The organism is Thioalkalivibrio sp. ALJ24 (assembly GCF_000377785.1).
In the GTDB taxonomy this organism is placed as follows: Bacteria; Pseudomonadota; Gammaproteobacteria; order Ectothiorhodospirales; family Ectothiorhodospiraceae; genus Thioalkalivibrio.
The window spans coordinates 61,693-88,411 of the sequence record NZ_KB898727.1 but is presented as its reverse complement, the minus strand read 5'-3'; the positions used below and the strand labels follow the sequence as shown (position 1 = coordinate 88,411).

Below are 26,719 nucleotides of genomic sequence, written 5' to 3'. Positions count from 1 at the left end.
GAGCAGGATCACACGCAAAGCCGCCGGGTTCGACGGCTGGGTTCAATGGTATGAGCTACGGGCTGACTCAGGAAGAGATTGCGGTCTCCGAACTGCAAGTCGGGATGTATGTGAGTCAGCTGGACCGTCCCTGGCTGGAGACACCCTATCTGGTCGAAGGCCTTCTGGTGCGCTCCCAGGCCGATATTGACGAGCTCGCGCGGTACTGCAGCCGGGTCTGGATCGATCGGGAGAAAAGTGTACCGGAAGCCCTTGCACGGACTCCCGTCCGGCCTGGCAGCACCGTCCGGACCGATCCGGCGACGTCGCGGACGGAAGCGGCCCGGTTCCGGGGTGTGACGGTCTACCGCGACCGGCATCCGGTCGAACAGGAATTGCCGGCGGCGCGCGAGGCCGGCACGGTTGCGGGGCGCGTGCTGGAACAGATCCGGGACGGTCTGGAGCGCAGCCCCGGCGTGCGGATCGAGCTGGCGCGCGAGGCCTCCGAGGCGCTGCGTGAAAGTATCGAGCGCAACCCCGATGCCCTGATGTTGCTGGCCCGTCTGCGCGACTCGGGTGATGTGCTGTACGACCATTCGCTGAAAGTGTCCGTTCATCTTCTGGCGCTGGGGCGGCATCTGGGGCTGAGTCGCGCCGAGTTGTCGATACTCGGTCTGGGGGGGCTGCTGATGGATATCGGCAAGATGCGCCTTCCGGACGAACTGCTCGGGCGCGGCGGGCGTCTCTCGCCCGATCAGCGCCGCGAACTTCGGCGGCATGTCGAATACGGTGAGGCGATCCTGCAGCAATCCCACGGGATTCCGGAGGGGGTGTACGAGATCGTCGCGCAGCATCACGAACGCGAGGATGGACGCGGCTATCCGCGGGGGCTTGTGGCCAACCAGATCAATGCCTTCGCGCGCATGGCGGCCATTGCCGACTCCTACGAGGAGATGCTGGCCGGGGGTGGTCCGGTCATGACGCCGCACGAGGCTTTGATGGAGTTGCGCGAAGGCGCTCGCTGGGGCCTGAATTCGGCGCTGGTGGATCAGTTCACTCACTGCGTCGGGCTGTTCCCGGTCGGCAGTCTGGTGGAACTCGACAACGGCGAAGTGGCGATCGTACTGAGCCACCGGCGCGCACAGCGGTTCATGCCCCGCGTCATGCGCATCCTGGATCCGTCACACACGCCCTATCCCGATCCGCTGGAACTGGATCTGGCCGACCGCGATCCGGAATCGGAGGGCGCCCGCCGGCAGATCCGCTGTGGTCTGCCGGCCGGCGCTTACGGAATCGACCCGGCACGCTACTATCTCTGAAAGCGTCATCCTGACTGACTCGCCTCCAGCCGGCGGTGCCGGCGCTCAGGCGCTCACAAGACAGCGAGCGGGACCCGGCCCATGCCAGACTTACTGGAATACCACGACTTTGTCCGGTCCCTCGGGGAGTTCCCCGCGCGAGCCCGGGAAACGGGGGCTCGCATGGCCATGGTGGTCGTTGAGCTGGAGGGGCTGGCGGACGTGGATGTCGCCTTTGGCTACACGGTTGCGGATGCCCTGCTCCGGCGGGCCGGCAAGGCACTGAATGCCCGAATTCCGGATGGTCTGACCGGGGTTACCGGCCGGCATCAGCTGGCCTGCTTCCTGCCCGAGGCGGGAGGAAGCGGGTTTGCCGAACTGGCGGCGCACAAGGTGCTGCGTGTGCTGAGCGAGCCGTTTGCCTGTGAAGGCCGGCAGATCTTGCTGTGGCCGCGCGTGGGGTTGGGGCTGGCTGCTGAATCCATGCCGCCCGATCAGTTGCTGTCCCGGGCGTTTGCGGCGGTGCGAGAGGCGCGCCGCGCACGCGCGAGCCTGCGTCGATACACCACCGATGCGTCCACCGAGATGCTGGAGGGGGTCGATCTGTGGTCCCGGCTGAGCGAGGCGATCGAGGACGGCCAGCTCTATCTGGAGTATCAACCGCAGGTCGGAATGTCCACCGGACGTGTGGTGTCGGCCGAGGCCCTGCTGCGCTGGAACCACCCCCGGTATGGACCGGTCCGGCCGGACACCATGGTGGGTGTGGCGGAGGGGACCGACCTGATGCCCCGGTTGACGCACTGGGTGTTCAACACCGCCCTGCGCCAGTGCGCTGAGTACCGCCAGGTCGGGGCGGATCTGGGCGTGTCGGTGAATTTCTCCGCGGGCGACCTGAAGGAAGACGAGCTGGTGGAACTGGTCGGCCAGTCGCTGGATGTGTGGGGGGTGCCTCCGGATCGGGTCACGGTCGAGCTGACGGAGACCGCGGTCATGGAGAGTGACACCGAGGCACGCAAGGCTCTGCGCCGGATGAAGGATCTCGGGCTGCGGGTTGCCATGGACGACTTCGGTACCGGTTACTCTTCCATGGAGCGGTTGCTCCGTATGCCGCTGGACGAACTCAAGATCGACAGGACCTTCATTCGCGAGCTGGTTTCCAGCCCCTCACATCAGCGCATCGTGGAGTCCATGGTCATGCTTGGCCACAATCTGGATCTGATGCTGGTGGCCGAAGGGGTTGAGGACGACGGGACCCTCGAGCACCTGCGTGCGCTGGGTTGCGATCTCTTGCAGGGCTTTCACCCCGGTCTTGGTCGCCCTGTCTCCCTGGCCGATTTCAAGGCACGGGTGCTCAAGGAAACCGGCTCGGCCCCGGGGTAAGAACCGGCTTGCCCGTCCGGCACGGGCACTCAGCCCGCAGAGCTGGATGGCTCCTGTACCGGGGCGTGCCGTTCGCGATCGACCATCAACTCGTTGGCCAGGGCCTCCAGGTCGTCCTGCAGGGCGTGCAGATCCGGACCCTCGGTCATGCCCGGGCGGTCATCGAACCGGGCTCGCAGGCGGTTTCCGGGGTGCCGACACTGATGCCGCTTCCCCGGGGAGGGTTATACTGAAAGGCTTGTTTCGGATGCCGGGAGCCGTTGATGATGCCAGTGATGCGTGGCGCGAAATCGGGTTGCGTCCCGTCGGTTGTGCATCGCCGCTGACATGAGGCGCGTGCAGCACCTGGACGAGCTGGCGACCCTGCTGGAGGCGGGTGTGGACTGGCAACGGGCCAGCGGGGCAGCGGGCCTGCCCCCGGGCCGTGCCGAACCCCTGCGCGCGCTGGAGGCGGCCGGATGGATCCGCCCCGAAGAACGGCCGCTGCTGGAGTCGCTGAAGACCGCCGGGCGGCTGGACCGCGCGCTGCGGCTGCTGGCCGACCGGCTGCATCGCGAGGAGAACACCGAGCGGCGGATCCGCGCCGGCTTGCTGCTGCCGGCGCTGCTGTGGGTGGTGGCGCTGGTGGCCGCGCCACTGCCGGCGCTGTTCCGAGGCGAGCTGGACGGATCGGGTTATCTGTTCGCCGTGCTTCAGCCGCTGGTGGTGACCGGGTTGCTGGTCTGGGCGGCGTTTCGCTTCTGGCGCCCGCTGCTGCGGGCGTGGCGGCGCTGGCGCCTGCGGCCGGGGCGTCTGCCCGGGGCCGGACGGCGGCAGGCGCTGTTACGGGACCTGGGTGCGGTGCTGGGGGCCGGTGTGCCAGCGGATCAGGCGCTGGAGGGGCTGGCCGCGGCGGAGTCCGGCGAGTTTCGGCGGCGGCTGAATACGGCGGCCAAGGCCTGTGCGGAGGGACTGCCGGTGGTCGAGGCGCTGCGGCGCGAGGCCATGCTGGAGCCCGAACGCGAACCCGGACTGTTGTCCTCGGGCGAGGCGGCCGGCCGCCTGCCCGCGGTGCTGCAGTATCGGGCCCGCGAGCTGGACGGGCATCTCGCCCTGCGCCGCGAGATCGTGGCCGAATGGCTGCCGCGCGGTGTGTACCTGCTGGTGCTGGTCTACACCGGCTACTGGTTGGTGGTCTGAGCCGGCCAGGTGTGGCCCGTCAGGGGGTTTCCGGTGCCTCGGCCTGCGGATCGCGGAGCTCGAGGTCGACCATCAGCTCGTTGGCCAGCGCCTCCAGGTCGTCCTGCAGGGAGTGCAGGTCCACGCCTTCGGGCACCCCGAGCCGGGCGCGGGCACGGAACATCGGCTCGCCGGTCATCGATGCCGGCTCGACGGCGGTGTCCAGGTTCTCCACGCCCACGTCGCGACGCGACAGTACCGCGGTGAGGTCCTGCACGATGCCCGGCCGGTCGTGGCCGATGACATCCAGGATGACCGGGTGGCGTGCAGGCGCGGTGGTGTCGTCGTGACCACGCTGGATGTGGATCTGCAGGCCCTCGCTTTCCAGCTCCCGCAGCGCCGCCTCCAGGCCCTCGACCGTCGTGGCATCGGCCTCCAGCAGCACGATTCCCGCAAACTGGCCGGCCAGCTGCGCCATGCGGCTCTCCAGCCAGTTGCCGCCGGCGTCATGCGCCCGGGTGGCCACCTTGCTGACCAGTCCCGGACGGTCCGGTCCGATCAGCGTCAGAATTACCGAAGTCTTCATGGTCAATCTCCTGTGTCCTGGCGGCGCGCGGTCCACCATCGTACGGGAAGAAGGACCCCGGCGGTATCGTGGTGCCGGGGCAGCGTGAACATGTACATTGAGCCGGTTTTCCTGGCCGTACGGGCACGCCATGACCAAAGATCCGCAGGTGCAGCAGGCAGTCGTCTCCACCGGTCTGCAGGGCCTGGATCATGTGCTTGACGGCCTGCGGGTCGGTGACAACGTGGTCTGGCGGGTCGACGACATCGAGGACTACCGCCGCTTCGTCGAGCCGTTCGTGGCCGCGGCCCGCGCCCGGGGGCGTACCATCATCTACCTGCGCTTCGGCAGCCATGCGCCGCTGGTGGAGGCCGGGCCGGGGGTCGAGGTGGTGCCCATCGACGCCCTGCGCGGTTTCGAGCCGTTCACCCGCCACGTCTTCCGCCTGATCACCGAATACGGTCGCGGCGCGTTCTATCTGTGCGACTGCCTGTCGGATCTGCTGGATGCCTGGGCCACCGATCACATGGTGGGCAACTTCTTCCGCGCCATCTGCCCGTATCTGTACCAGATGGATACGGTGGCCTGGTTCGCGCTGCATCCGCACAGCCATTCGCACACCACGCTGTCGCGCATCCGCGAGACCACCCAGGTGCTGATCGACGTGCGCCGCGCCGGCGAGGCGGTGCATGTGCAGCCGGTCAAGGTGTGGCAGCGCAGCTCGCCGACCATGTTCCTGCCGCACCGCCAGCGCGGCACGCAGTTCGAGCCGGTGGTGGACAGCAGCGAGGCCACGCGGCTGCAGGCGCTGCTGGAGGAACAGCGCCCCGGGCAGCCGCACGGGCGGCAACTGCTGGATTACTGGGACCGCCTGTTCCTCGCGGCCTCCGACGCGCTGGCGGAGGGCACGCCGGCGGCCGACCGCGCCCGGGTGCAGGACGAGATCCTGCGGGTGCTGATCGGCCGCGACGAGCGCATGCTGGAACTGGCGCGGCGCCACCTCGGGCTGGAGGAGCTGCTGGCGATCCGCAGCCGCATGGTCGGCAGCGGCTACATTGGCGGCAAGGCCGCGGGCATGTTGCTGGCGCGGCGCATCCTGCTCGCGCAGGACCCGCAGCGCTGGGGGCGGGTGCTGGAACCGCACGACTCGCACTTCATCGGCGCGGACGTGTACTACGCCTATCTGGTGTACAACGGCTGGTGGCCGCGGCTGATGCGCCAGCGCACCCCGGAAGGCTATTTCGACGAGGCGCGCAGCCTGCGCCACGACATGCTGCACGGCGAGATCCCGCCGGAGGTGCGCCGCGAACTGGAGCGGGTGCTCGACCACTACGGCCAGTACCCGATCCTGGTGCGTTCCAGCAGCCTGCTGGAAGACGGCTTCGGCAATGCCTTTGCCGGCAAGTACGAGAGCGTGTTCTGCGTGAATCAGGGCAACCCCGCCGAGCGCCTGGCGCGGCTGGAGGACGCCATCCGCCGGGTCTATGCGTCGACCATGAGCGACGACGCGCTGAGCTACCGCCGGCAGCGCGGCCTGATGGATCAGGAGGAACCCATGGCGCTGCTGCTGCAGCGGGTCAACGGGCGCTACCACGGCTCCCGCTACCTGCCGGACGCCGCCGGCGTCGGGGTCTCGTGGAACACCTTCGTCTGGGACGGCGCGCTGGATCCGTCCGCCGGGATGCTGCGCCTGGTGCTGGGGCTGGGTACCCGCGCGGTGGACCGGGTTGCGCGCGACCATGCCTGCGTCGTGGCGCTGGACCGGCCCGAGCGGCAACCGTTCCACAGCCGGGACGAGGCCTACCGCTACTCGCAGCACGCCGCCGACGTGCTCGACATCGAGGCCAACCGTGAGGCCGCCGTGCCCGTCCAGCAACTGGCCGGGGCCGCACCGGACCTGCCGCTGAACCTGCTCGGCGAGATCGACCGCGAGGCCGGCCGTCGCGCCCGCGAGCAGGGGCGCGAGGAGCGCCTGTGGCGGGTGACCTTCACCCCGCTGCTGCAGCGCACCGGCTTCGCCCCGCTGATGCGCGACCTGCTCAAGACCCTGGAGGCCGCCTATGCCCACCCGGTGGACGTCGAGTTCACCGTGCACCTCGACGCCGATGGCAACGCCGGCGTGAACCTGGTGCAGTGCCGGCCGCTCGCCACCCTGGGCAGCGACCGGCCGGTGGAACTGCCGGACGGGGTTGACCCGCAGCGCCTGTTTTTCGCCAGTGACGGTCGCTTCATGGGTGGCAACATGGATCTCGCCATCGACCGCGTCATCCGCGTGGAGGGTGCCCGCTACGCCGGGCTCTCCCGCCCGCAGAAATACGCCGTGGCCCGCCTGGTCGGCGTCCTCAACCGCCAGTACGCCCGTCCCGAAGAATGCGCCACGCTCCTGATCGGCCCCGGCCGCTGGGGCACGGGCACCCCCGAACTGGGCGTGCCCGTGCGCTTCGCCGACATCGACCGCGTGCGCATGCTGGTGGAGGTGGCCGACCCCGACGCCGGCATCGTCCCCGACCTCTCGTTCGGCAGCCACTTTTTCCAGGACCTGGTCGAGGCGCGGATTGCCTACGCCGCGCTGTTCCCCGCCGAACCGGGCTGCGAGTACCACCCCGCCTGGCTCGACGGGTGCCCCGCGCACACGCCCGAGGTCGACCTCGAGGCCGCCCTCGGCGAGCCCCTCGACCCCGCGGTACGCGCAACCGTGCAGGTGCACGACACCCGCGACGCCGACCTGCGGGTGGTCGCCGATGTGGTGCGGCAACGCCTGCTCAGCTTCGGGCCCGGTTCGACTGTAACGAGTACGGGGTGACGGATCCGTTCCGTCGCCGCAACGATTCAGTCGGCGTAGAGCATGCGCCGGGTCATGCCGCCGTCGGCGGTCCAGATCTGGCCGGTGACGAAGCCGGCGTCGGGGCCGAGCAGGAAGGCGGCGAGGCCCGCGATGTCGGCGGGCCGGCCGACGCGCCCGGCCGGGTGCTGGGCGTGGTCCTGTGCGGACAGCGGCTCGGCCTGTTGCTGTTCGGGGCCGCGCGTGTCGATCCAGCCGGGGCGGATGGCGTTCACTCGGACCTCCGGTCCGGCGCTGACGGCCAGCGCGTGGGTGAAGGCGTCCAGTCCGCCCTTGCTCGCGGCGTAGGCCTCGGTGTCCGGTTCCGACTGCAGCGCGCGGGTGGAGCTGATGTTCACGATGGCGCCCCGGCGGCGGCGCAGCAGGGGCAGGGCGTGCTTGGCGAGCAGGAAGGCGCCGGTCAGGCTGGTGTCCAGCCAGCGCTGCCAGTCGGCCAGGTCCAGCCCTTCCAGTGGACCGGAGTGCGGGTCGCTGATGCCGGCGTTGTTTGCCAGGGCATCCAGGGCGCCGTGCCATTCCTCCGTGCGCCGGATGGCCTCGCGGACCTGTTCCTCGTCGCGGACATCCAGCGCGATGGCGCGGGCGGCGGGGCCCAGGCGCGTGGCGGCCCGTTCGCATTCGGGGCCGTCGATATCGGCCAGCACCACCTGCCAGCCATCCCGCACCAGGCGCTCGGCGATCCCGAGCCCGATCCCGCGCGCCGCGCCGGTGACCAGCGCGACGCGTGGCGGCCCGCTGCTCGGGGTTTCAGGCATCGGCGGTTTCGGGCAGGTGGTAGAAGGCGCGGGCTGTGGCGGTGGTGTGGTCGGCGAGGTCTTCCGGGGTCTCGTCGCGCAGCTGGGCCACGTATTCGCCGATGTGGGGGAGGAAGGCGGGCTCGTTGCGCCGGCCGTTGCCGATCTTCTTGCCGGTGCCCTTCGGCAGGGTGCGCGGCAGCAGGTACGGGGCGTCGGTCTCGATCATCAGGCGGCCGCGCGGGATGGTCGGGACCAGCGTGTGCAGGTGTTTGCCGCGGCGCTCGTCGCAGACCCAGCCGGTGATGCCGATGTGGCAGTCGAGGTCGAGGTATTCGGCCAGGGCGTCGGCCTCGCCGGTAAAGCAGTGCACCACGGCGGCCGGCACCTTGTCACGCCAGCGGCGCAGGATCTGCGCGAAGTCGTGGTGGGCGTCGCGTTCGTGCAGAAACACCGGCAGGCCGAGGTCCGCGGACAGCTCCAGCTGGGCCTCGAAGGCGATGCGCTGCTGCGGGCGCGGCGAGTGGTCACGGTTGTAGTCCAGCCCCATCTCGCCCATGGCGACCACGTTGGCGTCCGCGCGGGCGAGGTCACTGAACCGCGCGGCGGTCGCGTCGGTCCACTGTCTGGCCAGGTGCGGGTGCACGCCCAGGGTGGCGCGGCAGCAGTCCGGGTACTGGTCGGCGATCTTCAGGCACTTCTCGCTCTGGTGGGCGTCGGCGCCGGTGATCAGCATCCAGGACACGCCGGCCTCGCGCGCGCGCTCGAGGACCTCGTCGCGTTCCTTGTTGAAGGATTCGTGGGTGAGGTTGAAGCAGATATCGATCCATTCCATGCGCGGTATGCTAACGGATTGGGCGCGCAGCGCCAGATCCCCGGCTCCGCCATCGCGGAAACCCGGCGGTTGCAATGACGGCGCCGGCGTCCGGGTATGGGCCGGGGCAGCGGCGGCGTGTTAAACCTTTGGCAATGTTTCTGATCTGGAGTCTGGAATGCGTGATGCGAACCCCCAGCCGGTCTATCTGAGCGAGTATCAGCCGCCGGCGTTCGAGGTGGAGAACCTGGAGCTGGATTTCGATCTGGCGGCGGCGATCACCGAGGTGACGACGCGCATGGCAGTGCGCCGCAACCCGCAGGCGGCGGAGCCGGGGGCGCCGCTGCGGTTGTACGGCGACGGCGTGGAGCTGGTGTCGCTGACGGTGGATGGCGCCGAGCCGGGCGAAGGTATGCTGGAGCAGGATGGTGAGGGCCTGCTGCTGTACGGCCTGGCGGAGTCGGCGCGGCTGGAGATCGTCAGCCGCTGCCACCCGGAGCAGAACACCGCGCTGGAAGGCCTGTACGCTTCCAGCGGCAACCTGTGCACCCAGTGCGAGCCGGAGGGCTTTCGCCGCATCACGTTCTTTCCCGATCGCCCGGATGTGCTGACCACTTACCGCGTGCGCCTGGAGGCGGACCGGGCGCAGTACCCGGTGCTGCTGGCCAACGGCAACCGCGTGGAGGCCGGCGAGCTGGACGGCGGGCGCCACTACGCGGTGTGGGAAGATCCGTTCCCCAAGCCGTCGTACCTGTTCGCGCTGGTCGCCGGGGATCTGGCCTGTCAGCGCGATACCTTCACCACCATGTCCGGGCGCGAGGTGGCGCTGGAGCTGTATGTGGAGGCGCACAACGCCGATCGCTGCGATCACGCACTGGCCTCGCTGAAGCGCGCGATGCGCTATGACGAGGAGGCCTTCGGCCGCGAATACGATCTGGACGTGTACATGATCGTCGCGGTGGACGACTTCAACATGGGGGCGATGGAGAACAAGGGGCTGAACCTGTTCAACGCCAAGTACGTGCTGGCCAGCCCCGACACCGCCACCGACGACGACTTTGTCGCCATCGAGTCGGTGATCGCCCACGAGTACTTCCACAACTGGTCCGGCAATCGCGTGACCTGCCGCGACTGGTTCCAGCTGTCGCTGAAGGAAGGGCTCACGGTCTTCCGCGACCAGGAGTTCACCACCGACTGCACGCTGTACGGGGTCAAGCGCATCGACGACGTCTCGCTGCTGCGCGCCCATCAGTTCCCCGAGGACGCCGGGCCGCTGGCGCACCCGGTGCGACCGGATCACTACGCCGAGATCAACAACTTCTACACCCTGACGGTGTACGAGAAGGGCGCGGAGCTGATCCGCATGCTGCGCACCCTGATCGGGCGCGAGACCTTCCGCCGCGGGCTGGATGTCTATTTCGAGCGCTTCGACGGTCAGGCGGTCACCACCGACGACTTCGTGGCCGTGATGGCCGAGGTCAGCGGGCGCGACCTCACGGCGTTCAAGCGCTGGTATACCCAGGCGGGAACCCCGCACGTGACCGCCGCCACCGCGCAGGATGGTTCCACCGGCGAGTTCCGCATCAGCCTGGGGCAATACACGCCGCCGACGCCGGGTCAGGAACACAAGGAGCCGGTGGTCATCCCGGTGCGGGTGGCGATGCTGGATGCCGACGGGCGGCGCATCCGCGGGCGCCTGGAGGGCGGCCCGGAACAGGATGAATGGGTGCTGGAGCTCGACCGCTCGGAGCGCAGTTTCCATTTCGACGAGCTCTCGGCGACCCCGCAGGCCGTGTCCTGGCTGCGCGGTTTCTCCGCGCCGGTGATCCTGGAGGCCAACCAGAGCGCGACGACCCTCGCCCACCTGCTGGCCCATGACGACGATGCCTTCAGCCGCTGGGAAGCGGCGCAGACCCTCATGCGGCGTGCGATCCGGGCGCGCATCGAGGATGACGCCGCCGACCCGGTGCTGGAGGCGGAAATCCAGCATGCCCTGGCGGCCCTGCTGGAGGATCCGGCGATCGAGCCCGTGCTGCTGGCCACGATCCTCCAGCTGCCGCCGCCGCGCGAGCTGGCGGAGCTGTTCGACTGCGTGGACCCGGTGCGCCTGCGGGCCGAACGTGATGCCCTGGAGGCACGGCTGTACGCCCCGCTGGCGGACCGGCTGCGTGACCGCCAGCCGAAGCTGGACGACATCGACAACGGCGCGTTCACCGCCGATGCCATGGGGCAGCGGCGCCTGCGCAACCGCCTGCTCGCACTGCGGGTGGCGGTCGGTGACGAATCCGCGGTGCCCGAGGTGCTGGAGCAGTATCGCAAGGCCCGCAGCCAGACCATGCGCATGGGGGCGTTGAATGCCATCAACGACCTGAACCATGAGGCCCGGGGCCTGCTGCTGGCCGACTTCGAGCGGCGCTACCACGACGATCCGCTGGTGCTGGACAAGTACTTCGGCCTGCAGGCGGCCAGCCAGGTGCCGGGCGGCTTCGACCGCCTGGAGTACCTGCTGCAGCATCCCGGGTTCCGCTGGTCCAACCCCAACCGCGTGCGCGCGGTGCTGGGCCCGTTCATGGCCCGCAACGAACGCCATTTCCACCAGGCCGACGGCGAGGGCTATCACCGCATTGCCGGCTTCGTGGAGAAGCTGGACAGGATGAACCCGCAGACGGCCGCGCGTCTGGTGCAGCCGCTGACCCGCTGGCGCAAGGTGGATCCGGCGCGCGGCGAGCAGATGCGTGCGGAACTCGAGCGCCTCGCCGCCCTCGAAATCTCGCGCGACCTGCGCGACGTGATCGAGCGCGCGCTGGCCGACGCCTGAATCGGCCCGCGCCGGGGTCTTGCGCGGAGGTTGCCGCGTCGCCTTTGGCTCCTCGCAACGACGGGGGCTGGAGGGGTTCCCGTCATCGCGAGGCGCGCAGCGCCGTGGCGAGCTCCGCGGGTGCCCCGGCGCTGGATTGCAGAATGCCGGGGTCGCGTCTACAGGGAGCCGCGGGTTGTGGTATTTTCCGGCGTAGTTGCCGACTGGCACCGCCTCACCAGACGAGGTTTCGACTGACGTGAAACGGGTCTTCCAACAACTGCTTTGCTGGATGCTGGTGGCGGCGATTGCCGGCCTGCCGGCGGTGGCTGCGGCAGTGGGCATGGAAGACGGTCACGCCGGTCATGCAGCGATGCACGCAACCCCGTCCGCCGATGATCCGCACCCCGGTCACGAGCGCGGCCATGCCCATGGTGCCGAATCGCACCACCATGGACATGATCCGCACGCCGGGCATGCCGATGAGTCGCATCACGATCACCATGCCCCCGTGACTTCCGACTCTTCCCACGTTGGTGACCCGCTCGGGCACGCCGACTGCGTGGACCCCACCTGTCTGGCCAGCTGTTCCGCCTGCGGTCACTGCCAGGGCATGCCGACTTCGTCCGGAACCGATTTTTCGGCCCCGGTGAAGCAGGCCATGAGTCTGTATTCCTTCCAGAACGGCCCGCCCGCGGCCGCGTTGTACCGACCCCCGACCCTCTCCTGATCTGACTGCACCGGCCCGAGCGCCGGAGCTGTCCGCACGTCCGGGTTCCACCCGGTGCCGGCGGGCGGCAACGCCGTGTCGCGCGTTCGCGCGGGATGCGGAATCGAAGTCCGATCAAGGAGATTTTCACGATGCGAGCAACCCGATTGCTGCTCCCCGTCGTGTCGGTGCTGTTCCTCGCCGGCTGCGCGGTCACCGCACCCGAGCCGGACCGCTCCGACCTGGCGGAGGATGTCTCGGTGCAGGGGATCGACCTGCCCGAGTCGGAGATGCCCCGACCCTCCGGCGAGCTGACGCTCGAGGAGGCCATTCATCAGGCCCTGTGGCGCAATCCGCGCATGCAGCAGGCCTACGCCGAACTGGATCTGACGGCCGCCGACGTGGTCGAGGCCGCCCAGTTCTCCAATCCCACCCTGTCGCTGTCGGTGATGCGCCCCGAGGGCGGTGGCGGCAACGAGACCGGGGGCGGTCTGGCCTGGGGGATCTCCGGCCTGCTGATGCGCAGTGCGCGTCAGGACATCGCCGAGGCCCACTGGGAGTCCACCCGTCTGCAGCTGGCCGAAGGCATGGTGGCCCTGGCCTCGGACACCGAACGTGCCTGGTATGACGCGGTCGCCGCGCGCCAGCGGGCGCAGGTGCAGGCGCTGGAGACCCGTGCCGCGGATCTCGGTTCGCTGCTGGGCGAACGCTTCTATGACGCCGGCAACATCACCGACCTGAAACGTGCCCGGCTGAATATCCGTGCCGCCGAAGCGCGGCTGAAGCTCGAGGACGCGCGTCAGCGCGAGCGCGAGACCCGTCTGCGTCTGGCGCACCTGATGGGGCTGCCCGGTCACGTCGATGACTGGGAGGTCCCCGGCAAGCTGCCATTGCCGCTGGCCGGCGTGGAGGATCGCGAGGCCCTGGTCGAGCAGGCCCTGGAGCAGCGTCTGGATCTGCGGGCCCTGGATCATGCCCTGGAAGGGCTCACCGAGGGCGTGGCCCTGGTACGGCGCTATCGCTGGCTGGGCGACATCGAGCCCGGTATCGAGTTCGAGCGCGAGACCGATGGCACCCGCCTGTGGGGCGGTGGTATCTCCTTCACCCTGCCGATCTTCAACCAGAACCAGGCCGGCATCGCCCGTGCCGAGGCGCGGCTGGAGGACGGCGAGGCCCGGAAGGCCGAGCTGGAACAGGCCGTGACCGCCGACGTCCACCAGCACTTCGTGCGGCTGGCCCATCAACGGGACAAGTTCAGCACCAAGCGTTACGAGCTGGTCCCGGCCCGCGAGATCGAGGTGGAGCGCATGCAGGAGCGCGTGAACTTCATGTTCGACGATGTCTTCGATCTGCTGGTGACCAAGCAGGAAGAGCTCGCCGACTGGCAGCGCGCGGTGGCCGCGCTGGGGGACTACTGGCGGGCCCGGGTGGATCTGACCTTTACCGTGGCCGGCGAACTGCCGGGCGGGGCGCCGGGTGACGAGGGCTATCTCGAAACCGACGCGCTGGAGCATGACCCGTCCGCGATGGACCACGACCATCATGACCACGGGGACCACGGGGACCACGGGGACCACGGGGACCACGGAGATCACGGGGATCACGGGGATCACGGGGATCACGGGGATCACGGAGATCACGGGGATCACGGGGATCACGGAGATCACGGAGATCACGGAGATCACGGAGATCACGGAGATCACGGAGATCACGAGGATCACGAGGATCACGAGGATCACGACCATGGCGATCACGGTGACCACGGCGACAACGGTCACGGAGGGCATCACTGATGAAACGGCGTAACTTCCTGCTGGCCGCCGGCGCGGCAATGCTGCCGGCAACCACCCTGACCCGGGTGATGGCCGAAACGGGTCACGAGCACCACAACGAGGGCGATGCCACGCCCGGCGAACGCACCGAACAGGGCTACATGCCGGTGCATACGCCGAACGGCTGGACCCTGCCCTACGAAATGAACAACGGCGTGAAGGAGTTCCACCTGGTCGCCGAGGAGATCGAGCACGAGTTCGCGCCCGGCTCGGTGGCCAAGTGCTGGGGCTACAACGGCACCACCCCGGGGCCGACCATCGAGGCGGTGGAGGGCGACCGGGTTCGCATCTACGTGACCAACCGCCTGCCGGAATACACCTCGGTGCACTGGCACGGCATCCACCTGCCCTCGGGCATGGACGGCGTAAAGGGCGTGACCCAGCCGCCGATCCATCCGGGCGAGACCTTCGTCTACGAGTTCGAGCTGAACCAGCACGGCACGCACATGTACCACCCGCATGCCGACGAGATGGTGCAGATGGCGATGGGGATGATGGGGATGTTCATCATCCACCCGAAGGACGGCGAGATCGAGCCGGTGGACCGCGACTACGCGATCCTGCTGCACAACTGGGGCCTGCACCCGGGCACGCGCACGCCGGACCCGTCGATCATGGTCGATTTCGACCTGTGGTCGATGAATTCTAAGGTGTTCCCGGCCATCGACTCGCTGGTGGCGAAGACCGGCGAGCGGGTGCGAATCCGCATGGGCAACCTGTCGATGTGGAACCACCCGATGCATGTGCACGGGGTGTCGTTTGAGGTGACCGGTTCCGATGGCGGGCGCTGGCCGCGCGAGCAGTGGCGCAAGGAGACCACCGAGATCGTTGCGGTCGGCCAGACCCGCGATATCGAGTTCACGGCACCGCCGGGCGACTGGGCGTTCCACTGCCACATGACCCACCACACCATGAACCCGATGGGGCACGGCATCGCCAACCCGCTGGGGGTCGATCAGTCCGGTATCGAGGAAGAGATCCGCAGCATCCTGCCGGGCTACATGGCCATGGGCGAGCACGGCATGGCGGATCACCAGGACCACACCGACGGTGGCCACATGCCGGGCCCGGAAAACACCCTGGCGATGGGCATGGGCCACGGGCCGTTCGGCAACATTGGCATGGGCGGCATGTTCACCCTGATCAAGGTCCGCGACGACCTCGAGCCCGGGGACTTCCGTGACCCGGGCTGGTACTGGCACCCGGACGGGGAGGTGGCCCACAAGGTAAGCGACGACCCCGACTTCGGCAGCCCGGTACGTCGCGGCAAGGTCGCGGATGCGGATTCCGACGGGCTCCCGACCCCCAGCCGCGATGCACACGGGCATCACGGTCACGGAGGCCACGGGGACCACGGAGGACACGGCGGCCACAACCACTGAGTTTCCACCGGCGCGGGCGGCCGGGGACGCTGCAAGGCGTCCCCCGGTGGCCTGTGGCCGGCGGATGCTGACACGACACGACTGCACCCGAACAACGAAAAGGATGAAATCATGACGATGATCACGCGCAATACCCTGCTGTCCGGCCTTGCGGCCCTGCTGCTGGCCTTTGCCACCCCGTTGCTGGCCCACGAGGGCGAGATGGGGCAGGTGCCCGATGATGGCTCCACGGTCGAGGGTACCCCCGAGGAGATCGGGATCCACTTCGATGGCGCGATGCGCATCACCCAGTTCGACGTGGTCGGCCCGCAGGGCCGGGTGTCGCTGGAAGGCGGGCCGGGCAATGACCCCACCGAGGAATACCACGTGCGTCCGGCCGGATCCATGGAAGCCGGTGACTACGAGGTGCGCTGGCGCGGTCTGGCCCGCGACGGCCACATGATGTCCGGGAGCTTCCGCTTCACCGTGGAGGACTGAGGCGTGGCCTGGCTGTCCGCGCTGGCCGGTGTGGATGCCTGGATGGTCGCCATGATCCTGGCGGCGGCCGGGTTCCATGCCGGCGCCCTGCTGGCGGCCGGGGCAGTGCTGTTCCGTCTGGCGTTTCCGGATCTGCCCGATCCGGCGCGCCGGGCGGCCAGCCGTACGGGTGCGATCGCGGCCTGGGTCGCGATCGCGCTGGTCCTGGTCCAGTGGCCGCTGCAGGCGGGGTATCTCGGGGGCGGGAATGTGTCCGCCGCGTTTGATCCGGCGATGCTGGGCATGGTGTTCGACGGAGCTCAGGGAACCCGGCTGGTGCTGGCCGTGAGCGGCCTGCTGCTGGTGCAGGCGATCCTGCTGGATGTCCGGCGGCTGCCGGGGGTGGGCTACGGCCTGAGTCTGGGTGGCGTCCTGCTGGTGATGCTTGCCTTCGTGCAGGTCGGGCATACGGCCGGCGAACCGCGCGTGCTGCTGGGCGGCCTGCTGATCCTGCACCTGCTGGCGGCCGCGTTCTGGATCGCCTCGCTGTGGCCACTTTATCGCCTTGCGGGGCAACCCGCCGCGGATCCGGCGGCCGCCCGCATCCTCGAGCGTTTCGGTCGTGTCGCGTTGCTTGTGGTGGGCCTGCTGGTGCTTGCGGGTGCGGTCCTGGCCGTGTTGCTGGCAGGCGGCGTGACACCCCTGTTCACTACCGCCTGGGGGCAGTTCCTGCTCGCCAAGGTGCTGCTGGTGGCGCTGCTCCTGCTGCTGGCCGCGCTGAACAAGTGGCGTCTGGTGCCGGCATTCTCGCGGGGTGAGACCACGGCACCCCGGCGCCTGCGGCGCAGCATCGCGGTTGAAGGTGTGCTGGTCGCCGCCGTACTGGGAATGACCGCGATCCTCACGGGCATCACCTCGCCGAACGGCTGAGTCCCCGGCCTCAGGTTGGATTCAGCGCAGGAGCATCAGCAGGCCGGCGAGGATCAGCACCCCGGCGAAGCCGCGGCGCAGCACCGCGACCGGCAGATGGTGCGCCAGCCAGACCCCGGCGCGTACGCTGATGGCGGTACCCGCGACCACCCCGGCGATGGCCGGCAGGTAGAGATACCCCAGGCTCCATTCCGGGGTGGCCGGCTCGCCGGCGGTCCATTGCGGCAGGGCAAACACCAGGGTCGCGCCGATGGAGATGGGCACCCCGAGGGCCGCGGCCGAACCGATGGCGCGACGCAGTTCCAGCCCCTGGCTGACCAGAAAGGGGGTGGTCAGGGTGCCGCCGCCGATCCCGATCAGTGCGGATACCGCACCAATGATGCCGCCCCCGCCCAGCCACACGCCGCGGCGCGGGACTGGTTTGCGGGGCGGTTGAACGTTGAGCAGCATCCAGAGACCGATCGCGACCTCGAAGGCGCCGAAGATCCGCCCGAGGTGGTCGCTGTCGAGCTGGGTGGCGAGGCCGGCGCCCAGCAGGGCCCCGCCGATGATCCCCGGCAGCAGCCGGCGCACGGCCTCGCCGTCCACCCCGCCACGGCGGTGGTGGGCCCGCGCCGACAGCAGCGCGGTGGGGATGATAGCCCCCAGTGACGAGCCCACCGCCAGCTGCACCACCCCCGCCTCGGGAAAACCCAGTACGGTGAAGACCGCGACGAATACCGGTACCAGCACCAGTCCGCCACCGATCCCGAACAGCCCGGCCGGGATGCCGGTGATCAGGCCCAGGATCACGAACAGCACGGCCAGTCCGGCAGGCGTGGCCGCCAGCGCGTCGATCAGGGGCATGCCCGGGGGCCGTCAGCGGGCGTCACGAACCGGGTTCCTCGTCGCGGCGTCCGGAAGTGGCGACCACGATGCCCCAGACGATACCGGCGAGGAACATCACCACGCCGGGGATCCCGAACAGGGCGGCACGCCGGGCGTGCTCGAGGAAGCGCACCTCGCGGAGGGTGAAGGCATGCGCGTCTTCCATCCCTTCGGCGAGGATCGTGTACGTCCCCGGTTCCGGGAAGTGGAAGCGTCCCAGGGCTACCCGTTCGGTCTGTCCGGAGGTGTACGTCAGGGTGGCCCGCGATGACTGCAGCCGGATGGCTTCGTCCCCGTCCGGCGTCCGGGCGACGACCCGGGTTCCGTCCGGAAGTTGCTCGGGGAACTCGCGGAAGGTCCCGTCGAGGTAGGTCCGGGTATACAGCCACAGGCGATAGTCACCGGCGCGCGGGATCTCCACCTCGGTGCTGCCCGGACCCTCGAAGTCTTCGGCCAGGCCCTGAAAGGCCCCGCTCAGCGCGACCCATGCCAGCGCCAGAAGGGCCAGCCCGGCCACGCTCAGGGCGACAGGTCCGCGCATCGGTGCCGACCCGCCGGGGCGTGACGCTCAGGCGTCCAGCGCCTTGAAGCACTTGCGCGCCGCCTCGATGGTGGCCTCGATATCCGCGTCGGAGTGCGCGCTGGACATGAAGCCGGCCTCGAAGGCCGAGGGCGCGAGATAGATCCCTTCTTCCAGCATCGCGTGGAAGAAGCGTCCGAAGGCCGCGGTGTCGCTGGCGGTGGTGCCGGCGAAATCGGTGACCTTCTCCTCGCTGAAGAACAGCCCGAACATGCCCGGGACCTGGTTGGTGGTCAGGGCCACGCCGGCCTCGCGCGCGGCCTCCTCGAAGCCCGCGACGACCTTGCGCGTGCGTTCCTCCAGGTCCTGATGGAAGCCCGGGCGGCTGAGGATGTCCAGGGTGCGGATCCCGGCGGTCATCGCGATCGGGTTCCCGGACAGGGTGCCGGCCTGATAGATCGGCCCCAGCGGGGACAGCTGCTCCATGATCTCGCGGCGACCGCCGAAGGCGCCCACCGGCATGCCGCCGCCGATGATCTTGCCCAGCGTGGTCAGGTCCGGGGTGACGCCCAGATAGCCCTGGGCGCAGTTCGCGGACACGCGGAAACCGGTCATCACCTCGTCGAAGATCAGCACCGTGCCGTATTCGTCGCACACCTCGCGCAGGGTCTCGAGGAAGCCCGGTACCGGCGGGATGCAGTTCATGTTCCCGGCGATCGGCTCGACGATGATGCAGGCGACCTCCTCGCCCTTCTCGCGGAAGAACTCGCGCACGCCCTCGGGGTCGTTGTAGCTGAGCGTGCTGGTCAGCGCCGCCAGTTCGGCCGGCACGCCGGGCGAGCTCGGCTGGCCGAGGGTCAGGGCGCCGGAGCCGGCCTTCACCAGCAGGGAATCGCCGTGGCCGTGGTAGTTGCCCTCGAACTTCACGATGCGGTCGCGGCCGGTGTAGCCGCGCGCCAGGCGGATCGCGCTCATGGTCGCCTCGGAGCCCGAGTTGGTCATGCGCACCATGTCCATGGACGGGACCAGCTCGCACATCTTCTCGGCCATCTCGCTTTCCAGCCGCGTCGGGCAGCCGAAGGACAGGCCGTTGTTGCAGGCTTCGCGCACGGCCTCGATCACCTCGGGGTGGGCGTGCCCGGCGACCATCGGACCCCAGGAGCCGATGTAGTCGATGTAGCGCTTGCCGTCGGCATCCCACATGTAGGCGCCGTTGGCGCGGTCCATGAAGATGGGGGTCCCGCCGACGCCCTTGAAGGCGCGTACCGGGGAGTTCACGCCGCCGGGGATCCGGTTTTTGGCGGCTTCAAAGAGGCGAAGCGTTTCCTGCATGGCGGTGTCCTGTCTGCAATGGGAGTTGGGAGCGGGGTCGGGGCCGCAGCCCCGACCATGCAACCCCGCAACCTTAGCGACGGGGCGGCGGCGGTGCAAAGAGGTGCTAGGTCTTGCGGAACAGTGCGGCGATGCGGCGGGCGGCGGCCTCGGGATCGGGCGCGGCGCTGATGCCCTGAATCACCGCGACCATGTCGGCGCCGGCGGCCACCACCTGCGCGGCGTTGTCCGCGGTGATGCCGCCGATCGCGCAGATCGCCACGTTGAGTTCGCGCCGGGCCTGGCGGATCAGCTCCGGGGTGGCCCGCACCGCCTCCGGCTTGGTCGGTGACGGGAACATCGAGCCGAAGGCGACGTAATCGGCCCCGGCCGTCTGCGCCGCCCGCGCGCGCGCCAGCTCGTTGTAGCAGGAAACACCGATCACCGCCGCGTCCCCCAGACGGGCGCGGGCGCCGGCCGGGTCGGGGTCGTCGCGCCCCAGGTGCACCCCGTCGGCGCCGATGCGCGCGGCGAGCTCCACGTCGTCGTTGACGATGAAATACGCCCCGTGGTCGTGGCAGAGTCGGGCGAGCGCCCGTGCCACGGTCTCCTGTGCTTCCCCTTCCAGGTATTTGTCGCGCAGCTGGACGCAGCAGGCCCCGCCGGCCAGTGCGGCGGCGGCCGCGTCGGTGTGGGCCGGCAGCGGATCGGCCCCGGGCGGCGGGGCAGGCGTGACGAAGTACAGCCCGCGCAGGGGCGCGCGCTCGGTTACGGGTTCAGTCATGGTTGGCCGGGCACAGGCGGTTGGGCACGTGCTGGCCCTGTCCGGGGGCGTAGCCGGTCTGCACGGCGTGGTTCATGAAATTCTGTGCCTCGATCACCGCCGGTTCCAGGTCGCGCCCGCGGGCGAGGAAGGCGGCGATGGCGGCGGCCAGGGTGCAGCCGGAACCGTGGAAACCGGCCGGGTGGCGCGGCAGTTCGAACATCCGCTGGTGGCCGTCCTCGCGGAACAGCCGGTTGCGGATTGGCTCGTCCTCGCCGCCCTCGTGGCCACCGGTGATCAGCACGTTGCGCGCGCCGCGTTCGCGCAGGGCCGGGCCCTGGTGCTCCGGGGTGTCGTGCCCGGCCAGGGCGTGCGCCTCCGGACCGTTGGGGGTGATCAGGGTGGCGCGCGGGAGCAGGATCTCGCGGGTCGCGTCGATCACCGCCTCGGTCGCCAGTTCGCCCCCGCCGCCGGCGACCATCACCGGGTCGAGCACCGCCGGGATATGCGGGTGCGCGCCCAGCAGCGCGGCGGCGGTTTCCACGTTCTCCACCGAGCCAAGCATGCCGATCTTGATCGCGCCCACGTCCAGGTCCGCCAGCGTGGCCTCGATCTGCGCGCGCAGCTGGGCGGCCGGCAGCACGCTGAAGTCGATCACGTTGCGGGTGTCCTGCACGGTGATGGCGGTAACCGCCGTGGCCCCGTGCACCCCCAGCCGGGTGAAGGTCGTGAGGTCCGCCTGCAGGCCGGCGCCGCCCCCGGGGTCCGAACCGGCAATGGTCAGGGCGATGGGGGGATGGGTCATCTCGCGGTCTCCCGTGCTATGGTTCGCGCGCCCCGCGGACCGGGGCATGCCATTTCGGTCGCCATTTCAACAGGGGAGTGTACGCAGCATGAGCACGGAGTTCGATGTGGAACAGGCGCAGCCGCTGCTGGCGGTGGCGCGCGGAGAGGCGGGGCTGTCCGCCGCGGCGGACAACGCCCTGCAGGCGCTGGAGGCGGAGCTGAACGCGATCGCCGCCGAACTGCAGGTGGAACACGTCGGGCCCGGGGTGGGCATGGCGGACATGAACGCCGAAGGGGCCTACCGCATCGTGGTGCGTGAACACGAGCACGACGTGACCCGGTGCGAATGGGGCGTGATGGTCTGCGACGCGGCCGACAACTGCGACTACCGGCCGATGTGGCCGATGTCCGGCACCGGGCGGCTGCGGCGCCGTCAGGTGGTCGAGGCCCTGCCCGAACTGATCGCCGGCTGGCGCGCGGCGATGAACGAGGCCGGCCGGGCCCTGACCCCGGCGGGCCAGCGTCTGGCCGCGCTGGACGGCGTGTTCAACCCGGCCTGACGGTCCTGCCGTGGCGGGCGGCTGGCCTCAGTCCAGTGTGACCGGCTGCGCCCCGGCCCGCAGGGTCAGGCGTTCCCACCCCTGTTCCCGGGCGTGTGCGTCCAGGGTCGGGTCCGGGTCCACGGCCACCGGCCGGCCCACCCGTTCCAGCAGCGGGATGTCGTTGCGCGAATCGCTGTAGAAACAGGCCTGCGCCATCACCGCGTCGGGGTCGTCGTGGTGGTCGGCGAGGAAGGCGTGCAGACGATCCACCTTGCCATGCTGGAAGCAGGGCGTACCGGCGACCTCGCCGGTGAAGCGGCCGTCGCGTTCCTCGGCGATGGTGGCCAGCAGATTCGGCACCCCCAGGCGCTGCGCGATCGGGGCGGTGACGAACTGGTTGGTTGCGGTGATGATCACCAGCTCGTCGCCGGCTTCGCGATGGCGCTGCAGCAGCGCGTGGGCGGCCGGTGCGATCATTGGCTCGATGATCTCCTGCATGAAGGCCTCGCGCCACGCCTCCAGCCGCTCGCGGGGCTGCTCCGCCAGCGGGGCGAAGGCGAAGCGGCAGAACTCGAAGATGTCCAGCGTGCCGGCCAGGTACTGCTCGTAGAACCGATCATTCCCCGCGGCGAAGGACTCGCGGTCCACCGCCCCGCGGGCGATCAGGGTCTCGTTCCAGGCGTGATCGCTGTCGCCGGCGAGCAGGGTATTGTCGAGATCGAACAGGGCCAGGGTCATGCGGCATCGTCGCGGGTATGCGTGAAGCCGCGCAGTCTACCCGATCCGGCCACCCGCCCGCTGCGGGGCCGCGGCAGTTGTCGCCACGGTGGCGCGCCGCTATCCTCGCCGCCATGAATCTGCACGAATTTCAGGCCAAGGCGGCGTTTCGTGACGCCGGGATACCGGTGCCCGAGGGCCGGGTCGTCGACACGGCGGACGCCGCCGCGCACGCCTGGCGCGAGCTGGGCGGGGGGCGTGCGCTGGTCAAGGCGCAGGTGCACAGCGGCGGTCGCGGCAAGGCCGGCGGGGTGACCCTGGTGGAGGACGGCGAGGCCGCTCGGGACGCGGCGGCCGGCATGCTCGGCACGCGTCTGGTGACCGCCCAGAATGCGCCCGAGGGACAGCCGGTGGAGCGGGTGTTGCTGGAACCGGCGGCCGACATCGCACGCGAGTTCTACTTCGCCCTGCTGGTCGACCGTTCTCGCGAATGCCTGACTTTCGTGGTATCGGCCGAGGGCGGCATGGACATCGAGACCCTGGCCGCCGAGCGCCCGGAGGCGATCCTGACCCTGCCGGTGCACCCGGCGACCGGGATCATGCCGTTCCACGGCCGGCGCATCGCCGCGGCCCTGGGGCTGGAGGGCGCGGCGGCGAAGGCGGTGGCCCAGCTGGCGACCAATACGCATGCCCTGTTCACCCGCACGGATGCCCAGCTGCTGGAGATCAACCCGCTGGTGCAGACCGGGGACGGTGAGCTGCTGGCGCTGGATGCCAAGCTGAGTCTGGACGACTCCGCCGCCTACCGGCAGGCGGCGCTGGTCGAGCTGCGCGATCCGAACCAGCGCGACCCCTCCGAGGAGCGCGCCCGCGAGCACGACCTCAACTACATCCCGCTGGACGGCTCCATCGGCTGCATGGTCAACGGCGCCGGTCTGGCGATGGCGACCATGGACCTGATCCAGCACCACGGCGGCGAGCCGGCCAACTTCCTCGACGTGGGCGGCGGAACCACCGTGGAACGGGTGACCGCCGCCTTCAAGCTGATCCTGTCCGATGACACGGTGCAGGCGGTGCTGGTGAACATCTTCGGCGGCATCGTGCGCTGCGACCTGATCGCCGAGGGGATCATCGCCGCGATCCGCGAGGTGCAGGTGGACGTGCCGGTGGTGGTGCGTCTGGAGGGCACCAACGCCGAGCAGGGCCGGGAGGCCCTGGCGAATTCCGGCCTGGACGTGATCCCGGCCGCCGATCTGGACGCGGCCGCGCGCGCCGTGGTGGAGGCCGCCGCATGAGTATCCTGGTCGACCGCGACACCCGGGTGATCTGCCAGGGCTTCACCGGCAAGCAGGGCAGCTTCCACTCCGAGCAGGCCATCGCCTATGGCACCCGCCTGGTGGGCGGGGTGACCCCGGGCAAGGGCGGGCAGAGCCATCTCGATCGCCCGGTGTTCGACACCGTGGCCGACGCGGTGGCGGCTACCGGTGCGACGGTCAGCATGATCTACGTGCCGGCGCCGTTCGCCGCCGATGCCATCTGCGAGGCGGCCGATGCCGGGATCGAACTGGCGGTGTGCATCACCGAGGGCATCCCGGTGCAGGACATGGTGCGGGTCAAGCAGATGCTGGCCGACACCGGCACCCGCCTGATCGGCCCCAACTGCCCGGGGATCATCACCCCGGAGGCCTGCAAGGTGGGGATCATGCCCGGCTACATCCACAGCCGCGGACGCATCGGCATCATCTCGCGCTCGGGCACGCTGACCTACGAGGCCGTGCACCAGACCACCGCGCTGGGGCTGGGGCAGAGCACCTGCGTGGGCATCGGCGGCGATCCCATCCAGGGGCTGGATTTCGTCGACTGCCTGCGGATGTTCCGCGACGACCCCGAGACCGACGGCGTACTGATGGTCGGCGAGATCGGCGGTGATGCCGAGGAACGCGCGGCGCGCTACATCCGTGAGGAATTCGACAAGCCGGTGGCCGCCTACATCGCCGGGGCCACGGCCCCGCCGGGGCGGCGCATGGGGCATGCCGGGGCGATCATCGCCGGCGGGCAGGGGACCGCCGCGCAGAAGATGGACGCCCTGCGCGGCGCCGGTGCCGTGGTGGCGGAGAGCCCGGCGGAACTGGGCCAGGCCATGCAGCAGGCCCTGGGCGTCTCCGGTCGCTGATCCCCGCACTTCGAACATGACTGCCCAAGCGCCACGCATTGCCCTGGCCCAGTTCAACCCCGTGGTGGGGGCACTGGAGGCCAATGAGCGGCGGATGCGCGAGTTCGTGCAGCAGGCGCGTGCGGCCGGGGCCCATCTGGTGGTGTTCCCCGAGCTGGCCCTGACCGGCTATCCGCCCGAGGATCTGCTGCTGCGCCCCGCGTTCCTGGATGCGGTGGACGCGGCGCTCGATCGGCTGGCCGATATGAGCATCGGCATCGACCTGCTGGTGGGCGCTCCGCGGCGCACTGAGGAAGACCTGGCCAATGCCGGGGTATGGCTGCGCAACGGTACGGTGCACGCCTGCTATGCCAAGCACATCCTGCCCAACTACTCGGTGTTCGACGAGGTGCGCTACTTCCATGCCGGGCACGAGCCCTGCGTGGTCCAGCTGGGTGGCTGGCGCCTGGGTGTCACGGTCTGCGAGGACATCTGGCAGCCGGCCCCGGCGGCGCATGCCCGCATCGCCGGGGCCGACGTGCTGCTCAATCTGAATGCCTCGCCGTTTCATCGCGGCAAGCCGGCCGAGCGTGCCGCGGTGGTGGCCGCGCGGGTCGCCGAGACCGGGTGCCCGGTGCTCTACGTCAACCAGGTGGGCGGACAGGACGAACTGGTGTTCGACGGCCGCAGCTTTCTGCATCCCGGCCCCGGTGGCGCACCGCAGGCCCTGCTGGATCCCTGGGAGGAAGGACTGGCGCTGGTCGAGCTGGAGGCCGGTGACGCCGGACGTCCCCGGCCCGTGGCCGTGGCGCCCGAAGGGGTGTCGCCGCTGCCGCCCGCGCCGGCGGCGGTATCCGAGGCCGACAGCTCCGCGCACGCTGCGGATGTTGAGGTCGCGGATCTCTACGCCGCGCTGGTCACCGGCATCCGCGACTATGTCGACAAGAACGGTTTCCCCGGGGTGATCCTGGGGCTGTCCGGCGGCATCGACTCCGGGCTGACCGCGGCCCTTGCCACCGATGCCCTGGGTCCGGAGCGGGTCACCGCGGTGATGATGCCCTATCGCTATACAGCCTCGATGTCGGTCGAGGATGCCCGCGCCCAGGCCGAAACCCTGGGGCTGGATTACCACGAGGTGGCGATCGAGCCGATGGTGCAGGCGTTTCTCGGCGGGCTCGACAGTGCGCTGGCATCGGTACCGCCGCCACCCGGCGACGTGACCGAGGAGAACCTGCAGTCCCGCTCGCGCGGGGTGGTCCTGATGGGCCTGTCCAACCGGACCGGTCGCATGCTGCTGGCCACCGGGAACAAGAGCGAGCTGGCGGTCGGCTATGCCACGCTGTACGGCGACATGAACGGCGGCTTCGCCCCGCTGAAGGACGTGTCCAAGCAGTGGGTCTGGCGCCTGGCGCGCTGGCGCAATACCCTTGGCGAGGCGATTCCCGCGCGCGTGATCGAACGCCCGCCCAGCGCCGAGCTGGCGCCCGGGCAGGAGGATACCGACTCGTTGCCGCCCTATCCCGTGCTGGACGCGGTGCTGGAGGCCTTCGTGGAAGAGGAGGCCTCGGTGGCCGAGATCGTGGCCCGGGGGCATCCGCGCGAGGTCGTGGAACGGGTCGCCCGCATGGTGCTGCGGGCCGAGTACAAGCGTCGTCAGGGGGCTCCGGGCGTGCGCGTCAGTCCGCGGGCCTTCGGCCGTGACCGACGCTATCCCATCACCTCCGGCTACCGTCCCGGCTGACAGCGCGGCGGTGATGGTCTGATACACTGATCCGGACATGACTCGCCCGCACCGGGCCCGCCCGGGCGGGGCAACCAGGGGATTTGCATGAAGAAGATCGAGGCGATCATCAAGCCGTTCAAGCTGGAAGACGTTCGCGAGGCCCTGACCGAGATGGGCATCGCCGGGATGACCGCCACCGAGGTCCAGGGTTTCGGCCGGCAGAAGGGCCACACCGAGCTCTACCGCGGGGCCGAATACGTGGTCGACTTCCTGCCCAAGGTGAAGCTGGAGCTGGTGGTGGACGATGACCGCGTGGATGCCTGCATCGACGCGATCGTGAAGGCCTCGCGCACCGGCAAGATCGGGGACGGCAAGATCTTTGTCTCCGACATGGATCGCGTGGTGCGTATCCGCACCGGCGAGGAGGGCAGCGAGGCCCTCTGAAGCCACCTCCGAAGTCGG

The 26,719-nt window shown here is 69.7% G+C and carries 24 protein-coding genes and 1 pseudogene; 15 read left to right on the top strand and 10 right to left on the bottom strand.

Going from position 1 to position 26,719, the window contains the following annotated elements; genetic code table 11:
- Positions 1 to 50: 50 nt before the first annotated feature.
- Positions 51 to 1,298, top strand: coding sequence for an HD-GYP domain-containing protein (locus tag D571_RS0106320; protein WP_018935831.1), 1,248 nt, complete (start codon positions 51 to 53; stop codon positions 1,296 to 1,298).
- 81 nt (positions 1,299 to 1,379) lie between these two features.
- Positions 1,380 to 2,657 carry a bifunctional diguanylate cyclase/phosphodiesterase gene (locus tag D571_RS0106315; protein ID WP_026287640.1) on the top strand — a complete coding sequence of 426 codons (1,278 nt, stop codon included), beginning with the start codon at positions 1,380 to 1,382 and terminating at the stop codon, positions 2,655 to 2,657.
- A gap of 29 nt (positions 2,658 to 2,686) precedes the next feature.
- On the opposite strand, the pseudogene D571_RS14265 reads toward D571_RS0106315, so the two are convergent.
- A pseudogene (locus tag D571_RS14265) lies at positions 2,687 to 2,865 on the bottom strand (glycine cleavage system protein R); the annotation flags it as partial.
- A 119-nt stretch (positions 2,866 to 2,984) separates the two neighbouring features.
- On the opposite strand from D571_RS14265, the gene D571_RS0106305 reads away from it, so the two are divergent.
- Complete coding sequence (locus D571_RS0106305) at positions 2,985 to 3,836, top strand: type II secretion system F family protein (protein ID WP_026287639.1); 852 nt, start codon at positions 2,985 to 2,987, stop codon at positions 3,834 to 3,836.
- Positions 3,837 to 3,855: 19 nt separating this feature from the next.
- Here D571_RS0106305 and D571_RS0106300 read toward each other — a convergent pair whose 3' ends face one another.
- A complete protein-coding gene (locus D571_RS0106300; protein WP_018935827.1) occupies positions 3,856 to 4,401 on the bottom strand; it encodes a glycine cleavage system protein R in 546 nt (181 codons plus the stop codon).
- A gap of 130 nt (positions 4,402 to 4,531) precedes the next feature.
- On the opposite strand from D571_RS0106300, the gene D571_RS0106295 reads away from it, so the two are divergent.
- Positions 4,532 to 7,183 carry a PEP/pyruvate-binding domain-containing protein gene (locus tag D571_RS0106295; RefSeq protein ID WP_018935826.1) on the top strand — a complete coding sequence of 884 codons (2,652 nt, stop codon included), beginning with the start codon at positions 4,532 to 4,534 and terminating at the stop codon, positions 7,181 to 7,183.
- A gap of 26 nt (positions 7,184 to 7,209) precedes the next feature.
- Here the strand turns inward: D571_RS0106295 and D571_RS0106290 are convergent, their stop codons facing one another.
- Both D571_RS0106290 and D571_RS0106285 read right to left on the bottom strand, forming a co-directional pair.
- Positions 7,210 to 7,977, bottom strand: a complete 768-nt coding sequence (locus D571_RS0106290; protein WP_018935825.1) for an SDR family oxidoreductase — start codon at positions 7,975 to 7,977, stop codon at positions 7,210 to 7,212.
- Complete coding sequence (locus tag D571_RS0106285) at positions 7,970 to 8,791, bottom strand: TatD family hydrolase (protein ID WP_018935824.1); 822 nt, start codon at positions 8,789 to 8,791, stop codon at positions 7,970 to 7,972. Before D571_RS0106285 ends, D571_RS0106290 begins: the two co-directional genes overlap by 8 nt.
- 157 nt (positions 8,792 to 8,948) lie before the next feature.
- Here D571_RS0106285 and pepN point away from each other — a divergent pair, with 157 nt between their 5' ends.
- The 6 genes from pepN (at position 8,949) to D571_RS0106255 (ending at position 16,876) form a co-directional block, all read left to right on the top strand.
- Positions 8,949 to 11,588 carry an aminopeptidase N gene (pepN, locus tag D571_RS0106280; protein WP_018935823.1) on the top strand — a complete coding sequence of 880 codons (2,640 nt, stop codon included), beginning with the start codon at positions 8,949 to 8,951 and terminating at the stop codon, positions 11,586 to 11,588.
- A gap of 271 nt (positions 11,589 to 11,859) precedes the next feature.
- Positions 11,860 to 12,297: a hypothetical protein gene (locus tag D571_RS14555; protein ID WP_232196947.1), complete on the top strand. Its 438-nt coding sequence runs from the start codon at positions 11,860 to 11,862 to the stop codon at positions 12,295 to 12,297.
- A 146-nt stretch (positions 12,298 to 12,443) separates the two neighbouring features.
- Entirely contained in the window at positions 12,444 to 14,069 is a 1,626-nt protein-coding gene (locus tag D571_RS0106270; protein WP_018935821.1) for a TolC family protein, read from the top strand.
- Complete coding sequence (locus tag D571_RS0106265; protein WP_018935820.1) at positions 14,069 to 15,490, top strand: multicopper oxidase family protein; 1,422 nt, start codon at positions 14,069 to 14,071, stop codon at positions 15,488 to 15,490. Before D571_RS0106270 ends, D571_RS0106265 begins: the two co-directional genes overlap by 1 nt.
- Positions 15,491 to 15,598: 108 nt before the next feature.
- Positions 15,599 to 15,967, top strand: coding sequence for a copper resistance CopC family protein (locus D571_RS0106260; RefSeq protein ID WP_026287638.1), 369 nt, complete (start codon positions 15,599 to 15,601; stop codon positions 15,965 to 15,967).
- Positions 15,968 to 15,970: 3 nt separating this feature from the next.
- Entirely contained in the window at positions 15,971 to 16,876 is a 906-nt protein-coding gene (locus tag D571_RS0106255) for a CopD family protein (protein ID WP_018935818.1), read from the top strand.
- 21 nt (positions 16,877 to 16,897) lie between these two features.
- Here D571_RS0106255 and D571_RS0106250 read toward each other — a convergent pair whose 3' ends face one another.
- From D571_RS0106250 to thiD, 5 genes are all read right to left on the bottom strand, one after another.
- Positions 16,898 to 17,722, bottom strand: coding sequence for a sulfite exporter TauE/SafE family protein (locus tag D571_RS0106250; RefSeq protein ID WP_018935817.1), 825 nt, complete (start codon positions 17,720 to 17,722; stop codon positions 16,898 to 16,900).
- Between the two features lie 22 nt (positions 17,723 to 17,744).
- Entirely contained in the window at positions 17,745 to 18,284 is a 540-nt protein-coding gene (locus tag D571_RS0106245; protein WP_018935816.1) for a hypothetical protein, read from the bottom strand.
- Between the two features lie 27 nt (positions 18,285 to 18,311).
- On the bottom strand, positions 18,312 to 19,595 hold the full coding sequence (gene hemL, locus D571_RS0106240) for a glutamate-1-semialdehyde 2,1-aminomutase (protein ID WP_018935815.1): 1,284 nt from the start codon (positions 19,593 to 19,595) through the stop codon (positions 18,312 to 18,314).
- A gap of 106 nt (positions 19,596 to 19,701) precedes the next feature.
- The gene (gene thiE / locus D571_RS0106235; protein ID WP_018935814.1) at positions 19,702 to 20,358 is read right to left on the bottom strand and encodes a thiamine phosphate synthase; all 657 of its coding nucleotides are present in this window, start codon (positions 20,356 to 20,358) and stop codon (positions 19,702 to 19,704) included.
- Positions 20,351 to 21,142 carry a bifunctional hydroxymethylpyrimidine kinase/phosphomethylpyrimidine kinase gene (gene thiD, locus D571_RS0106230; RefSeq protein ID WP_018935813.1) on the bottom strand — a complete coding sequence of 264 codons (792 nt, stop codon included), beginning with the start codon at positions 21,140 to 21,142 and terminating at the stop codon, positions 20,351 to 20,353. Before thiD ends, thiE begins: the two co-directional genes overlap by 8 nt.
- An 88-nt stretch (positions 21,143 to 21,230) precedes the next feature.
- On the opposite strand from thiD, the gene D571_RS0106225 reads away from it, so the two are divergent.
- On the top strand, positions 21,231 to 21,683 hold the full coding sequence (locus tag D571_RS0106225) for a hypothetical protein (RefSeq protein WP_018935812.1): 453 nt from the start codon (positions 21,231 to 21,233) through the stop codon (positions 21,681 to 21,683).
- 27 nt (positions 21,684 to 21,710) lie between these two features.
- On the opposite strand, the gene D571_RS0106220 is transcribed toward D571_RS0106225, so the two are convergent.
- Positions 21,711 to 22,403: an HAD family phosphatase gene (locus D571_RS0106220; protein ID WP_018935811.1), complete on the bottom strand. Its 693-nt coding sequence runs from the start codon at positions 22,401 to 22,403 to the stop codon at positions 21,711 to 21,713.
- Between the two features lie 113 nt (positions 22,404 to 22,516).
- Between D571_RS0106220 and sucC the strand changes: the two genes are divergently transcribed.
- The 4 genes from sucC to D571_RS0106200 all read left to right on the top strand — a co-directional run bounded on the left by sucC (position 22,517) and on the right by D571_RS0106200 (position 26,701).
- Positions 22,517 to 23,677 (top strand): ADP-forming succinate--CoA ligase subunit beta, encoded by a 1,161-nt coding sequence (sucC, locus tag D571_RS0106215; protein WP_018935810.1) that lies wholly within the window; start codon positions 22,517 to 22,519, stop codon positions 23,675 to 23,677.
- On the top strand, positions 23,674 to 24,555 hold the full coding sequence (sucD, locus tag D571_RS0106210; RefSeq protein ID WP_018935809.1) for a succinate--CoA ligase subunit alpha: 882 nt from the start codon (positions 23,674 to 23,676) through the stop codon (positions 24,553 to 24,555). The genes sucC and sucD overlap by 4 nt, the downstream gene beginning before the upstream one ends.
- A 16-nt stretch (positions 24,556 to 24,571) precedes the next feature.
- Positions 24,572 to 26,275 (top strand): NAD+ synthase, encoded by a 1,704-nt coding sequence (locus D571_RS0106205; protein ID WP_026287636.1) that lies wholly within the window; start codon positions 24,572 to 24,574, stop codon positions 26,273 to 26,275.
- Between the two features lie 87 nt (positions 26,276 to 26,362).
- Positions 26,363 to 26,701 (top strand): P-II family nitrogen regulator, encoded by a 339-nt coding sequence (locus D571_RS0106200; RefSeq protein ID WP_018870362.1) that lies wholly within the window; start codon positions 26,363 to 26,365, stop codon positions 26,699 to 26,701.
- Positions 26,702 to 26,719 lie beyond the last annotated feature (18 nt).

What these genes read in the sequence shown, in the direction of transcription:
- D571_RS0106200 (WP_018870362.1), top strand. Translation starts at nt 26,363, where the DNA reads ATGAAGAAGATCGAGGCGATCATCAAGCCGTTCAAGCTGGAAGACGTT.
- D571_RS0106315 (WP_026287640.1), top strand. Translation starts at nt 1,380, where the DNA reads ATGCCAGACTTACTGGAATACCACGACTTTGTCCGGTCCCTCGGGGAG.
- D571_RS0106320 (WP_018935831.1), top strand. Translation starts at nt 51, where the DNA reads ATGAGCTACGGGCTGACTCAGGAAGAGATTGCGGTCTCCGAACTGCAA.
- D571_RS0106205 (WP_026287636.1), top strand. Translation starts at nt 24,572, where the DNA reads ATGACTGCCCAAGCGCCACGCATTGCCCTGGCCCAGTTCAACCCCGTG.
- sucC (WP_018935810.1), top strand. Translation starts at nt 22,517, where the DNA reads ATGAATCTGCACGAATTTCAGGCCAAGGCGGCGTTTCGTGACGCCGGG.
- D571_RS0106225 (WP_018935812.1), top strand. Translation starts at nt 21,231, where the DNA reads ATGAGCACGGAGTTCGATGTGGAACAGGCGCAGCCGCTGCTGGCGGTG.
- D571_RS0106220 (WP_018935811.1), bottom strand. Translation starts at nt 22,403, where the DNA reads ATGACCCTGGCCCTGTTCGATCTCGACAATACCCTGCTCGCCGGCGAC.
- thiD (WP_018935813.1), bottom strand. Translation starts at nt 21,142, where the DNA reads ATGACCCATCCCCCCATCGCCCTGACCATTGCCGGTTCGGACCCCGGG.
- D571_RS0106250 (WP_018935817.1), bottom strand. Translation starts at nt 17,722, where the DNA reads ATGCCCCTGATCGACGCGCTGGCGGCCACGCCTGCCGGACTGGCCGTG.
- thiE (WP_018935814.1), bottom strand. Translation starts at nt 20,358, where the DNA reads ATGACTGAACCCGTAACCGAGCGCGCGCCCCTGCGCGGGCTGTACTTC.
- D571_RS0106305 (WP_026287639.1), top strand. Translation starts at nt 2,985, where the DNA reads ATGAGGCGCGTGCAGCACCTGGACGAGCTGGCGACCCTGCTGGAGGCG.
- D571_RS0106245 (WP_018935816.1), bottom strand. Translation starts at nt 18,284, where the DNA reads ATGCGCGGACCTGTCGCCCTGAGCGTGGCCGGGCTGGCCCTTCTGGCG.
- D571_RS0106300 (WP_018935827.1), bottom strand. Translation starts at nt 4,401, where the DNA reads ATGAAGACTTCGGTAATTCTGACGCTGATCGGACCGGACCGTCCGGGA.
- sucD (WP_018935809.1), top strand. Translation starts at nt 23,674, where the DNA reads ATGAGTATCCTGGTCGACCGCGACACCCGGGTGATCTGCCAGGGCTTC.
- D571_RS0106290 (WP_018935825.1), bottom strand. Translation starts at nt 7,977, where the DNA reads ATGCCTGAAACCCCGAGCAGCGGGCCGCCACGCGTCGCGCTGGTCACC.
- D571_RS0106295 (WP_018935826.1), top strand. Translation starts at nt 4,532, where the DNA reads ATGACCAAAGATCCGCAGGTGCAGCAGGCAGTCGTCTCCACCGGTCTG.
- pepN (WP_018935823.1), top strand. Translation starts at nt 8,949, where the DNA reads ATGCGTGATGCGAACCCCCAGCCGGTCTATCTGAGCGAGTATCAGCCG.
- D571_RS14555 (WP_232196947.1), top strand. Translation starts at nt 11,860, where the DNA reads ATGCTGGTGGCGGCGATTGCCGGCCTGCCGGCGGTGGCTGCGGCAGTG.
- D571_RS0106285 (WP_018935824.1), bottom strand. Translation starts at nt 8,791, where the DNA reads ATGGAATGGATCGATATCTGCTTCAACCTCACCCACGAATCCTTCAAC.
- hemL (WP_018935815.1), bottom strand. Translation starts at nt 19,595, where the DNA reads ATGCAGGAAACGCTTCGCCTCTTTGAAGCCGCCAAAAACCGGATCCCC.
- D571_RS0106265 (WP_018935820.1), top strand. Translation starts at nt 14,069, where the DNA reads ATGAAACGGCGTAACTTCCTGCTGGCCGCCGGCGCGGCAATGCTGCCG.